The sequence below is a fragment of the Nostoc sp. 2RC genome (assembly GCF_014222165.1).
Lineage (GTDB): Bacteria > Cyanobacteriota > Cyanobacteriia > Cyanobacteriales > Nostocaceae > Nostoc > Nostoc linckia.
In genome coordinates this window covers 1-11,830 of the sequence record NZ_JACKZU010000257.1, presented here as the reverse complement: position 1 = coordinate 11,830, position 11,830 = coordinate 1, and the positions used below count along the sequence as shown (strand labels likewise).

Here is an 11,830-nt window from a genome sequence, read left to right as displayed (position 1 = left end):
TTTTCTTTCCCTTTTCCCCTTCCCCTTTCCCCCAAAACCCGATAAGTATTGGAGCAATACGAGCCTAATTCTTAATCGCTGCATCCAAAATTACATTGGCATCAAAACGAACAACATCGGTGCAAGGTAGTCCTGTTTCTGCTGCCACTTGAGCGATGGCTTCATTCGCCGCAGATTCATCTAGATGGGCTGTGTTCAATGCTATACCCACAACATGTACAGTACCAAAAGCACCGCCGGCACTGGCGACACTTTCATAAAGCTGGATTACTTTACGTAAAGGTGGAATTACTACATGGGGATGATTGCGGATATGAACTTGTCCGGCTCGATGTGCCAATACTAGTTGGGTTGGTTGAGAACCACGAATTAAGGGTAAGGTGGCGGTGGAACCAGGATGTAGCAGCGAACCTTGTCCTTCAATGTGCAGGATATCGTGGTTTTTGCCATAGCGCATCACCATCTGTTCCACAGCACCGGCGGCAAAGTCTACTCGCACGGCATCCAAAGGCACACCATCGCCTTCTAACATGACACCTGTTTGACCTGTGGCTAAGAACTTAGAACTCCATCCGCGCAGTTTCGACACCCGATGTAACTCCAGGCTGGTGGACATTTTACCGATGGCCATGTCGGTTCCCACAGTCAATACTCGCCGACAGGGGAGAGTGCGTGCCATACCACTGGCAATAGGTATATTAGACGGTTCTTTCCGCACATCCCAAATAAGTTGCCCTGGTTTTAGCAGTGCATTGAGTTCTGGCATATTTGCCATTGCTGTGTGTAAGCCATTTACCAAGGACATTCCAGCTTGTAAAGCTTCTTTGATTTCCAGCCAATAATTATCTGGTACAGCGCCACCTCCTGGGGCTATGCCAATTACCAAGACTTCTGGCTTGTATTCCAAGGCTGCGGCTACAGATGGCACAATTGGTACATCGCGGTTGATACCTGTTAATTGTGGCAGGGATTTGCCTGCACAATCGCGATCGATGACTGCGACAATAGGGGCTTCACTATAACGTAGAATTGCTAGCCCTGTTTTACCTTGAGTCCCGGTAATTCCCTCATGAAGTAAGATAGCTACTCGTTGATTAAGTGGCAAACGCACTGTGTTGTACCCCCAAACCTGGTAAATCGTTTGGCAAAACTCTTCCTTGTGTTAACAATGCACCCGTAAATGGGTCATCAATTAAGTTCAGGTGACTGTCTAAATCTAAATAATCAGCTAGTGGTGCTAGCTGTGCTGCTGCTGTATTGGCTAAGGAACTATCAGAATAGCAACCGAACATCACTTGTAATCCATAGGCTCTGGCCACATGTACCATTCGCATGGCCTCAGTTAGTCCCCCTGATTTCATCAGTTTAATATTTATCCCATCCACGTAGTTTGCTAAGTGGGGAATATCAGAACTTGTAAAGCAACTTTCATCAACAAAGATGGGCAGAGGAGAGTTTTGTTTGAGTTTTGCCAAACTTGTTTCTTGTCCCCGTGGTAATGGCTGTTCTACATACTTTATACCTAAATCAGCCAGCCAATGGCACATGGCGATCGCATCTTCTAAACTCCAACCGCCGTTAGCATCAACAAAAAATTCTACTTTTGGTGCTGCTTCTTGCACTGCTAAGAACATTTTGCGGTCTGCTTCTATGCCATCAGGACTACCAAGCTTGACTTTGAAAACACGAACATCAGTAAAGTTTAACCAATCTTTGGCTCTGGCGATCGCACCTTCTGGGGAATTAATGCCAATTGTCAAGGAAGTTGGTACAATGGCGTGGCGATCGAGTCCCCAAATTTGCCATAAAGGTAACCCTACACGTTTACCGAGCCAATCGTGCATTGCTATATCCAAGGCTGCTTTCACACTAGAAGGAGCTTGGTTTTCGGTCAACACTTGTTCAACTTCCTGCCGTTGTAAAGGACTGAACCCTTGCAGGAGTGGTATAACTTGCTCTAGAGCGTCTTTGATTGTATCAGTTGATTGCCGATGATTACCCACGCCGAAGGGCGACGCCTCCCCCCAACCTTCAATGCCATCTTGTGAAATTTTCACCCAGACATTGGTAGTCTGTGCTGTTGTCCCGCGACTGATAGTCAACGGGAATCTCTTATTCACTGTAAATAAACTTACATTTATTTCCATAAATATAGAGCGTATTATATTAAAGCAAAAGCCAGTGTAAATTCAAAATTTAGCTTATCGGACGTATCCGTTATACTTTTTTACATTGACTGTATGGTTCCTGATACAAAATATTATTTTTTACTTATATGAGCGACTTAAAGAAATGGAAAATTTTGAAATCCAAAATGGTATTAGACCATTACTGGTGTAAGGTCAGGCAAGACGAAATAGAATTGCCCAATGGAAAAATTATCGATGATTATTTTGTCAGTATTAAGCCAGACGTTGCTATGGTTTTACCTATTACCAGTAGTAGAGAAATTATTTTCGTCCGGCAATACAGACATGCCGTCGGTGAATTTTTCTTAGAACTGCCCGCAGGAAGTTTCGATCCTACACAAGAGAGTCCCGAAGTAGCAGCAATGAGAGAATTTACAGAAGAAACTGGTTATATTGCCGAAGAATTTCAAAAGATAGGAATTTTATATGATAAGCCAAGTAAAGATACCAATCAAATACATTTATTTTTAGCAAAAAATGTCATCCAATTTAGAAAACAACAACTTGATATTACAGAAGAAATCGAGATTATATTAATTCCGTTAGAATCAGTTTTAGAGAAAATTCGTCAAGGTGAAATTTCTGTAGCGGGAACTGTCGCTGCCCTTTTTTTAGGTTTAAAATTAATCAATTATTAATAGGTTTTATTCAGATAAATTATTACAATTGAAGCCATCCAATACTAATGACAGATAAAGAGCAAAAAGCTTGTTTGCCTATTCCAGTAAATTTAGATTTGTTTAATTCTCATTGTGAGCTTCCATATGAATTAAAGACGCAGCATATATATGAAGCTATGAAGGAGTTTATCGATTTCCTGGGCTTTATTAACGTTCAACTAAAAAGTAAAAATATGTCGCGTTTGGAAAGTTTTTTGATGCCAGCAAATTTTAGCAGTATTGTCGGCGAATTTATGAATATGAGTATTCCAAAGTACTGCCCTAACCTTGTGAAGAATCAATATCACAATGGTCATCCAGATCTAATTCCAATAAATACCTTTCCGGACAATGCAGTTCAATATTCAAGTCAAGGCATAGAAATTAAAGGTTCTAGACATTTAAATGGTTGGCAAGGACATAATCCGGAAGCTGTATGGCTTATGGTCTTTTGTTTTGATAGCAATACATCTAGCGACAGCATTAAAAATATAGAACCAAAGCCTTTTGTTTTTAGAGCTGTATATGCTGCTAAACTCAACGAAGATGATTGGACTTTTTCTGGACGTTCTTCAACTAGCCGCCGTACAATTACAGCAAGTGTTAATAAAAATGGTTTTCGTAAAATGAAAACTAACTGGGTATATGAAGATTCATCATATTTGTAAATAAGTTTGATAATTTTCTGTTTGTATCATTGATAATTTGGGAATAGCGATTTGACTTTTTTCAAAATAATCTTTGTATCGCTCAATCCCAATTCCTTGATATCCAATAGCCTCTGCTGCGGCGATAGTAGAACCAGATCCCATAAAAGGATCTACGATAATACCTTTTCCTAATGGAAGAGATGCATAAACGATTTTTCTGAGAAAAGATTGCGGTTTCAGACTGGGATGCTCTACAATATTACGTTCTTTTTGAGGAGTGCGTTCACTAGCAATAACATCCTCAAAAGGATTACCATCAGGCTTTCTTCTCAAACCTCCAGTTCCAAATTCCTTCAGACAATCACTAACCTTCATTCCTTTTAAAAGAGGTTTACGAAATATTCCCCAAGGTTCAAAACAGCCACGAGGTAACGAGCAAACATCGTCAAATTCTTCTTCAGCATTTTTTGGTCTATCTCCTCCACGCAATGTTCTTACTAAGCGAATAACTGTTCCTCTATATTCAAGTCCACCATCTACTAATGCTTGAAAAACTAACTGAGAGAGGAATGTATTAGATGCAATAAATATATGACCACCAGGGCATAGAGGTTGAATAACTACTTTTGCCCATTCCAAAAAGAAACTATATAAGCTAGCTCTCTCCTTATCACTAAGAGCAGTAAAACGTGGCAGAGGAGAACGTATATTTCCATCAAAAGATGGTGGTATTCTCCAGATTCCTCCCTTACCATTTTCTTTTTTTTCTAATTGGTCAAAGTCATATTCTTTAACTCCATAGGGAGGATCGGTAACGATCGCGTGAATGCTGCACTCAGGAATTAGACTCAGCCATTCAAAACAGTCTGCATGTATTACTAACGACTGGCCGTACTCATACAGTGAATAGTTAAGTTTTAATTGTGTGTATTTCCCTAGCACAGATTTTTCATAACTGAGAACAAAATTTCATGATGACTAAAATTAGCACGATCGCGCTATTACTTCAAGTTTAATTTTTAATTTTCATTTTTTTACCTCGCCCATTGTTGCAAAATATAAGCATAAAAAGCCTCTTTATCTACTTTATCCATTGCATAAATTTTCCGCCCACCAGACACAACTTTAGTGCGTCCCTGACTCACACCAGTGGTGATAATTTCTGTTTCCCATTCACGCAGTTGATAAAATTCTGGATGTCCTAAATAAGCCGTTGCTAAAACATCCCAAAAATAATAATCTTGGGGAATAACTAATGCATAACATTGTCCTGCTAAATCAGAAATGGGATAATGCCGTTGTCGCCCCATTTTTTGGACTAATTCTGATGTCACTGGCACATTATTTGTCAAATCCAAAGGACACATAATAATTTCAATTTGGGTTTGCCAAACTCGTGCTGCGGAAATTGAATCCCAATAAACATTCCATTCCGCAGAACCATCTTGTCCGGGTTCCAAACTTTTTTCTACGTTACCAGGAACATTCAAAGCACCACCCATCCAAACTATTTGATGAATTTTGGCTTCAATATCTGGTGCTTTTTCTAATGCCACTGCAACTGTCGTCAACGGCCCAGTTACCATCAAGGTTACGGGGTTTGATGCTTCGCGTAACACCTGAATCATAAAATCTTGTCCTGATTCGGCAACTAAAGGTGTAGTGATGGTTTCGCTTTGATTGAGAATGGGTAAATGGTCAACGATGAAGGAATCGCGGCGATAGAGATTAGGAAAGGGATTAATACCACGCACAGTACTTTGTGCGATCGGAATATGAGAAAATCCCATCAAATCGAGAATTTTCCGCGTGGCGCTAACAGCTGGTTGGATATAACAATCGGCTGGGGTGACGACAACACCGAGAAGTTCGATATTATCCATTGTCAGCAGCAGCATAGTTGCTAAATAATCATCTACACCGCCATCATGATCCATTAATACGAGTTGTTTTGACATATTTTAGGAGAATAAAAAAATGGATGAGTTTATGCAGGCTGCAATTCAAGAAGCAAAACAAGGCAGACAAGAAGGCGGAATTCCCATCGGTTCGGTTCTCGTCAAGGATGGCAAAATTCTCGGCAGAGGACATAACAAACGCGTCCAAGATGGCGATCCTGTTACCCATGCCGAAATTGATTGTCTCCGCAATGCTGGCAGAGTTGGTAACTATAGAGGTACAACACTATATTCAACCTTAATGCCGTGCTATTTGTGCGCTGGGGCGGTGGTACAATTTGGCATTAAAAAAGTTATTGCTGGAGAATCCAGAACTTTTCCTGGTGCCAAAGATTTTATGATATCTCACGGTGTAGAAGTAATCGATCTCAATCTTGAGGAATGCGAACAAATAATGAGTCAATTTATTGAAACTAACCCCGAACTTTGGAATGAAGATATTGGTAAATAAAGTTTCTGATACAGCAGTTTTTAATTCTTTTCAACTTAGTCCAAGTTGAGAACTAGAGTTTTTCAAAAGCGAATAGGACTTACGCAACGCCAGTGTTGTCATTACGTAAGTCCTATTTTAAATTGCACAGTTGCTTCCTCACACAGGATGCCCACTCCACAAGAGTTTACGAATGCACTATTTTAGCCTTGCCACGCCACTACAATTTAAGGTTTACTTTATAAGTGGTCTGTGAGTCTGCTTATTTCTCTGAAGAAAGTATATTTTGATAAATTGAGTCAAGGTGAGGCGATGTCTGCAACAGTTAGGGGAGCGTGGCGATCGCAATTTTTGGATACTATCTAAAATCCACTAGAAGCGGCTCAAATGTTGACCAGAATTATATTTTACGAACGTTTATACCTAATTTTACTGGATACTGTGTATTTTTCGGAAATCCTCGTGGCGTAATTGTGAAATCAAGTTTACCAATTTTGGTAACAAACTTTGCATGAACTATACATGACCGCAGCCAGTGTTTTCACTTATTGTCTTAATTAAGCAAGGAGTTGAAGGGAAACAAACATAACAATCAACTCCCAGCGAAAATCAACTTTAAACATTTTAATTGTCGGAGTAAAATCATGCAAGTTCTAGAAAACAACACCTTGTTTACTGAAGTTTCTGCTGAACAATCTGAGGTTGTGAGAGGTGGAAAAAAACGCAGTCACAGTAATAGTAATAGCTTGACTTTCGATTTAGATGCTTATCTGTTTGTTTTGGGTGCTGGGGTTGTATTCGGTAATCCTACACTTACTTCAGATGAAATTCAAGCTGGTTGGGAATATGCACTGGGTATTTAATTATCCTGTTTTTCACTTATTGTCTTAATTAAGCAAGGAGTTGGAGGAAAACAAAACTAACAACCAACTCCCCGCAAATATCAACTGTCAACATTTTAATTCTTGGAGCAAAATCATGCAAGTTCTAGAAAATAACACCTTGTTTAATGAAATTTCTGCTGAACAATCTGAGGTTGTGAGAGGTGGAAAAAAACGCAGTCACAGTAATAGTAATAGCTTGACTTTCGATTTAGATGCTTATCTGTTTGTTTTGGGTGCTGGGGTTGTATTTGGTAATCCTAGCCTTACCTCAGATGAAATTCAAGCTGGCTGGGAATATGCATTGGGTATTTAATTATCTGATATAAAGCTTAACTAAGCATGTGAGAGATATCAGCGTCGAGTAAGAAACTAAATACTGGAGCATTAAGACAGTGTTCCAGTATTTAAATCATTCCTCAAAACAATCCTAAAAATTGGCATCAATAAAGGAGGAAAAATGAACATTAATCAAAGCGTTCCAATTTTTACAGAGCTAATTAATGAACAAGCTGCTGTTGTCAGTGGTGGTGCAATTCCTATATTTGTTTATGATGACAAAACACCTAAGATTCTCAATGCAGACGGACACGGTAAAGAAGTAATTCTTGCTTATCCTACTCCTAGTCCCTCTCCTGAACCTGACAATAGTATTGGTAGCCAGTTATGGTTTCCAGTGGGAATTTAAACGTTACCAAAAATCACGAATACAAAGTGGGTAATTAACAATTAAAACGATTAATTACAAAACCCTTCGTCTATAACAAATTTTCAGTGGGGGTTTAAATCCCCGACTGAAAATATCTTGAAATTTGAATTGTTAATTTATGCTTTTGGCTTGTAAATTGCTTATTGTTAAAACCAGTTTAATACAAGCGAACGATGGAAGATAGTAACCCTCTTTTTCAAGAAATTACCCCTGAAGAATCTGCTAGTGTCAGTGGAGGTAATTTACAAGTTGGTTTTGACATGAATACTTATTTATTCATGTTGGGTGCTAGTGTTGTATTTGGTAATCCTGGACTTACTCAAGATGAAATTCAATTTGCTTGGAAGTCAGCTTTTATAATTTCAAATACATCACGTTTTTGCAGAAGTAGACGCAGGAGATCGAATTGTAATCAGTGTATCTGGTAGACAGTTTGAAGTTAAAAGCTTTTATATGAATATATTATGAAACGGTTTGCATAATATATTCATAGTTTTTTAAAGCAAAAATTTTGGCACAACTTAATATCTGTATTTTTGTTTATGAAATATCATTATGTTCCACAACATAGTGAAGAAGATTGTGGCGCTGCTTGTATTGCCTCAATTGCTAAACACTATGGTAGAACTTTTACTCTTAGTCGTGTGCGTGAAGCTGTAGGTACTGGACAATTAGGAACAACTTTATTGGGGTTAAAACGAGGCGCAGAAATGCTTGGTTTTAATGCTCGCCCAGTGAAAACTTCGCCAGAATTATTAAAACGGATGAATGAAGCACCGCTACCAGCAATTATTCACTGGCAAGGGCATCATTGGGTAGTTTTATATGGTAAAAAAGGCAAAAAATATGTAGTTGCCGATCCGGCTGTGGGTTTGCGTTATCTGTCTCCAAAAGATTTAGCAGACGGGTGGGGCGATTGGTTAATGTTGTTGCTGGAACCTGATGCAATACGCTTTCACGAGCAAGAGAATGATAAGATTGGAGGTTTTTGGCGTTTTTTTAAACGCATTTGGATTTTTAGAGCAATTCTGGCTCAAGCTTTACCTCTGAATTTATTGTTAGGATTACTATCTTTAGCTTCACCTTTCTTACTACAAATTCTTACTGATGATGTGCTGGTTCGGGGTGATACAAAATTACTCACGACAATGGCGATCGCAGTAGTTGTGATGAATATAATTTCTAGTAGTTTATCTTGGGTACAATCTAACTTAATTGCTCATTTTGCCCAGCGTCTACAATTAGGGCTAGTTTTAGAATTTGGGCGGCAAATTCTCCAATTACCCCTTTCTTATTATGAGGCTAGACGTAGTGGAGAAATTGTCAGTCGTTTGCGAGATATTGACCAAATTAATCAGTTAGTATCTCAAGTTGTTGTGACTTTGCCTAGTAAGTTTTTTATTGCCATTATTTCTTTTTCATTGATGGCTTTCTATAGCTGGAAATTAACAATAGTTGCTTTATTTGTATCTGTATTCATGACCTTATCTACAATCGTATTCCAGCCAAAATTACAACAAAAAACTCGTGATGTTTTAGTAACAGAAGCAGAAGCACAAGGTCTATTAGTTGAAACCTTTAAAGGTGCTTTGACTCTGAAAACCACCACAGCCGCACCACAATTTTGGGAAGAATTGCAAAGTAGGTTTGGTAAAATTTCTACTTTGACACTCAACACAATTCAGATTGGCATTATAAATGGTACATTCTCGAACTTGGTTTCTGGAGTTGGTAGTATTGTTTTGCTGTGGTTTGGAGGGAATTTAGTCATTAATCCCCAAGAACATTTGAGTATTGGGCAATTGCTAGCATTCAATTCCATGAATAGTAATTTTGTTGGTTTAATAGGGACTGTAATCAATTTTGTAGATGAATTTACCCGTGCGAAAACTGCTACTCAACGCTTGACAGAAGTCATAGACGCGACTCCAGAAAACCAAGGAGATGCTAAAAAACCATTTGTCAAAATTGTTGAGGATGCTGATATTGTTTGTAGTCACATCAATTTTCATTATGCGGGTAGAGTGGAATTATTAGAAGACTTTTCTTTAACTATTCCTGGCGGCCAAGTTATCGCTATTATCGGTAAATCTGGTTGTGGTAAAAGTACCTTAGCCAAAATAATTGCAGGCTTGTATCCTATACAATCAGGTAATATCCGCATTGGACTTTATAACATACAGGATATTTCTCTTGAATGTCTGCGTCAACAGATAGCTTTAGTTCCTCAAGATGCTCACTTTTGGAGTCGTTCGATTATTGAAAACTTCCGTTTAGGTGCGCCTCACGTTACCTTTGAACAGATTGTGAGAGCTTGTCAAATTGCTAATGCTGATGAATTTATTAGTAAACTTCCTGACAAGTATCAAACGATTTTAGGTGAATTTGGAGCAAACATTTCTGGGGGACAACGGCAAAGATTGGCAATAGCAAGAGCCATTGTTACAGATCCACCAGTGTTAATTTTGGATGAATCAACTTCTGGACTCGATCCAGTAAGTGAAGCGCAAGTTTTAGATGAATTATTTAAACATCGTCGTGGTAAAACTACTATTTTGATTACCCACCGTCCGAAGGTAATTAATCGTGCTGACTGGGTTGTTTTACTAGATGGAGGTAAGTTAAAAATTCAAGGTTCTTTGCAGAGATTACGTTCTATATGTGGAGAACATTTAGAGTTTTTAAATCCTTAATAATGACCAACGATCAATGACTAATTTTAATTATGCTGTACACTTATAATCAAAAAGTTTTACCATCAGTTCCAAGTGAAGAATTTCTTCCACCTGTAAGCCGTTGGACATCGTTAGCAGGAATTTTCCTGATTGGTAGTATTAGTTCTGGGATTAGTCTAGCTTCATGGATGAAATACAATGTCACAGTGAAAGCAACGGCGGCTGTGCGTCCTACTGGAGAAATTCGTTTAGTACAACCGAAGGTTGAAGGAACGGTGAAAAGTATTTTGATCAAAGAAAATCAACTTGTTAAAAAAGGTGATGCTATTGCTTATCTGGAAGATGACCAATTGCAAATTAAAAAGAGCCAACTTGAAGCTAGCATTCAGCAAGATAAATTACAAATTATTCAAATTGAGGCTCAAATTCGGGCTTTAAATACCCAAATTTTAGCTGAAGCTACAATCGCAGAAAGGACGATTATTTCTGCAAAGACAGATTGGGAACGCACTCAAAGAGAATATCAGGAAAAGCAAGTTACCACTAGTAACGAATTACTAGCAGCACAAGCCAATTTAGAAAAATCTGAAGCTGATTTGCATAAAGCCAAAGCCGATTTGAGTTTTGCTGAAGTGGATCGCGATCGCTATCAACAATTATCAGAACTCGGTGCAATTGGAGGACGTGAGTACGAACAAAAAAAACTTGCGGTTGAGCAAACTAAAGCCATTCTAGAGGCTACAAAAAAATCTCTTGATATCGCCAAAACTCAAGTTAATTCAGCCCAAGCTGCTGTGAATCCAACAAATGCTACAGTAGCGATCGCATTTGAACGCATCACCCAAGAAACTGCTAGAGGCCAAGCCACTATTGCTACTCTGCGAAAAGAAAAACAAGCTTTAATTCAAAGGCGAGTGGAAATTCAAAATCAAATCGGACAATCACAAAAAGAAATTCAACAGGTAGTCAATCAACTGCAAGATACTATTTTAAGAGCTAGCAACGATGGTATTATCCTAAAACTAAATTTACGCAATAATGGACAAGTTTTACATGCAAGTGAAGCTATTGCCGAAATTACTCCTAATAATGCTCGTCTGATTATTAAAGCATTAATTCCCACCCAAGAAATCAAAAATGTTGCTGTTGGTCAAACAGCACAACTACGAATTGATGCTTGTCCATATCCTGATTATGGCACTTTAAAAGGAGTCGTTCAAGCTGTATCACCAGATGCCATTAACTCTAACAATAATAATACAAATACGCCAACATCTAATTCGATAACTCCTGCTGCTAGCTATTTTGAAGTCACAATTCAACCTGAAAGTCTCATCTTTGGAAATAGCCATCAGTGTCATCTGCAATCTGGTATGGAAGCCAAAGCTGACATTATTTCTAAACAAGAAACAGCACTACAATTTCTGTTGAGAAAAGCTAGATTAATTACCGATTTATAAAATTAACTAACAAAGTATGCTTGAGAAACAGAATTTACGCAGCGAGATTATTTGTTGAGGTCGGGAACACTGGGCATTGGGTATGGGGAGAGGACAAGGAAACAAAGGGCAAAAATTGTTGCAATTTGTCTCCTTGTCTTTGATTTAAATAAATAAATAATACGTGATGATTCTTAATTTTGTTATTAACAATAAACAATTTATTATAATAAGTATATG

12 protein-coding genes are annotated in these 11,830 nt (G+C 38.4%); 8 read left to right on the top strand and 4 right to left on the bottom strand.

The window, feature by feature from the left end:
- Nucleotides 1–64: 64 nt before the first annotated feature.
- Together GNE10_RS24130 and GNE10_RS24125 are read right to left on the bottom strand one after the other, a co-directional pair.
- On the bottom strand, nucleotides 65–1,111 hold the full coding sequence (locus GNE10_RS24130; protein ID WP_185567329.1) for a DUF1611 domain-containing protein: 1,047 nt from the start codon (nucleotides 1,109–1,111) through the stop codon (nucleotides 65–67).
- The gene (locus GNE10_RS24125) at nucleotides 1,095–2,147 is read right to left on the bottom strand and encodes a dipeptide epimerase (protein WP_185567328.1); all 1,053 of its coding nucleotides are present in this window, start codon (nucleotides 2,145–2,147) and stop codon (nucleotides 1,095–1,097) included. The genes GNE10_RS24130 and GNE10_RS24125 overlap by 17 nt, the downstream gene beginning before the upstream one ends.
- A gap of 128 nt (nucleotides 2,148–2,275) precedes the next feature.
- Between GNE10_RS24125 and GNE10_RS24120 the strand changes: the two genes are divergently transcribed.
- Together GNE10_RS24120 and GNE10_RS24115 are read left to right on the top strand one after the other, a co-directional pair.
- Complete coding sequence (locus GNE10_RS24120) at nucleotides 2,276–2,827, top strand: NUDIX hydrolase (protein ID WP_185567327.1); 552 nt, start codon at nucleotides 2,276–2,278, stop codon at nucleotides 2,825–2,827.
- A gap of 47 nt (nucleotides 2,828–2,874) precedes the next feature.
- Nucleotides 2,875–3,516 (top strand): hypothetical protein, encoded by a 642-nt coding sequence (locus GNE10_RS24115; protein ID WP_185567326.1) that lies wholly within the window; start codon nucleotides 2,875–2,877, stop codon nucleotides 3,514–3,516.
- Here GNE10_RS24115 and GNE10_RS24110 read toward each other — a convergent pair.
- Nucleotides 3,505–4,440: a site-specific DNA-methyltransferase gene (locus GNE10_RS24110; protein ID WP_185567325.1), complete on the bottom strand. Its 936-nt coding sequence runs from the start codon at nucleotides 4,438–4,440 to the stop codon at nucleotides 3,505–3,507. The two genes, GNE10_RS24115 and GNE10_RS24110, sit on opposite strands and share 12 nt — an antisense overlap.
- 92 nt (nucleotides 4,441–4,532) lie before the next feature.
- On the bottom strand, nucleotides 4,533–5,456 hold the full coding sequence (locus tag GNE10_RS24105) for a nucleoside hydrolase (protein WP_185567324.1): 924 nt from the start codon (nucleotides 5,454–5,456) through the stop codon (nucleotides 4,533–4,535).
- A 19-nt stretch (nucleotides 5,457–5,475) separates the two neighbouring features.
- On the opposite strand from GNE10_RS24105, the gene GNE10_RS24100 reads away from it, so the two are divergent.
- From GNE10_RS24100 to GNE10_RS24075, 6 genes are all read left to right on the top strand, one after another.
- Nucleotides 5,476–5,907 (top strand): nucleoside deaminase, encoded by a 432-nt coding sequence (locus tag GNE10_RS24100; protein WP_185567323.1) that lies wholly within the window; start codon nucleotides 5,476–5,478, stop codon nucleotides 5,905–5,907.
- 623 nt (nucleotides 5,908–6,530) lie between these two features.
- Nucleotides 6,531–6,749, top strand: a complete 219-nt coding sequence (locus tag GNE10_RS24095; protein ID WP_185567322.1) for a hypothetical protein — start codon at nucleotides 6,531–6,533, stop codon at nucleotides 6,747–6,749.
- Between the two features lie 115 nt (nucleotides 6,750–6,864).
- The gene (locus tag GNE10_RS24090; RefSeq protein WP_185567321.1) at nucleotides 6,865–7,083 is read left to right on the top strand and encodes a hypothetical protein; all 219 of its coding nucleotides are present in this window, start codon (nucleotides 6,865–6,867) and stop codon (nucleotides 7,081–7,083) included.
- Between the two features lie 144 nt (nucleotides 7,084–7,227).
- Nucleotides 7,228–7,455 carry a hypothetical protein gene (locus GNE10_RS24085; protein WP_185567320.1) on the top strand — a complete coding sequence of 76 codons (228 nt, stop codon included), beginning with the start codon at nucleotides 7,228–7,230 and terminating at the stop codon, nucleotides 7,453–7,455.
- 563 nt (nucleotides 7,456–8,018) lie between these two features.
- Nucleotides 8,019–10,169 carry a peptidase domain-containing ABC transporter gene (locus tag GNE10_RS24080; protein ID WP_185567319.1) on the top strand — a complete coding sequence of 717 codons (2,151 nt, stop codon included), beginning with the start codon at nucleotides 8,019–8,021 and terminating at the stop codon, nucleotides 10,167–10,169.
- Nucleotides 10,170–10,201: 32 nt separating this feature from the next.
- Nucleotides 10,202–11,611: an HlyD family secretion protein gene (locus GNE10_RS24075; protein WP_185567318.1), complete on the top strand. Its 1,410-nt coding sequence runs from the start codon at nucleotides 10,202–10,204 to the stop codon at nucleotides 11,609–11,611.
- Nucleotides 11,612–11,830 lie beyond the last annotated feature (219 nt).

Excerpts from the sequence above, each read along its gene's own strand:
- GNE10_RS24125 (WP_185567328.1), bottom strand. The coding sequence starts at position 2,147 with ATGGAAATAAATGTAAGTTTATTTACAGTGAATAAGAGATTCCCGTTG.
- GNE10_RS24120 (WP_185567327.1), top strand. The coding sequence starts at position 2,276 with ATGAGCGACTTAAAGAAATGGAAAATTTTGAAATCCAAAATGGTATTA.
- GNE10_RS24115 (WP_185567326.1), top strand. The coding sequence starts at position 2,875 with ATGACAGATAAAGAGCAAAAAGCTTGTTTGCCTATTCCAGTAAATTTA.
- GNE10_RS24105 (WP_185567324.1), bottom strand. The coding sequence starts at position 5,456 with ATGTCAAAACAACTCGTATTAATGGATCATGATGGCGGTGTAGATGAT.
- GNE10_RS24100 (WP_185567323.1), top strand. The coding sequence starts at position 5,476 with ATGGATGAGTTTATGCAGGCTGCAATTCAAGAAGCAAAACAAGGCAGA.
- GNE10_RS24095 (WP_185567322.1), top strand. The coding sequence starts at position 6,531 with ATGCAAGTTCTAGAAAACAACACCTTGTTTACTGAAGTTTCTGCTGAA.
- GNE10_RS24090 (WP_185567321.1), top strand. The coding sequence starts at position 6,865 with ATGCAAGTTCTAGAAAATAACACCTTGTTTAATGAAATTTCTGCTGAA.
- GNE10_RS24085 (WP_185567320.1), top strand. The coding sequence starts at position 7,228 with ATGAACATTAATCAAAGCGTTCCAATTTTTACAGAGCTAATTAATGAA.
- GNE10_RS24080 (WP_185567319.1), top strand. The coding sequence starts at position 8,019 with ATGAAATATCATTATGTTCCACAACATAGTGAAGAAGATTGTGGCGCT.
- GNE10_RS24075 (WP_185567318.1), top strand. The coding sequence starts at position 10,202 with ATGCTGTACACTTATAATCAAAAAGTTTTACCATCAGTTCCAAGTGAA.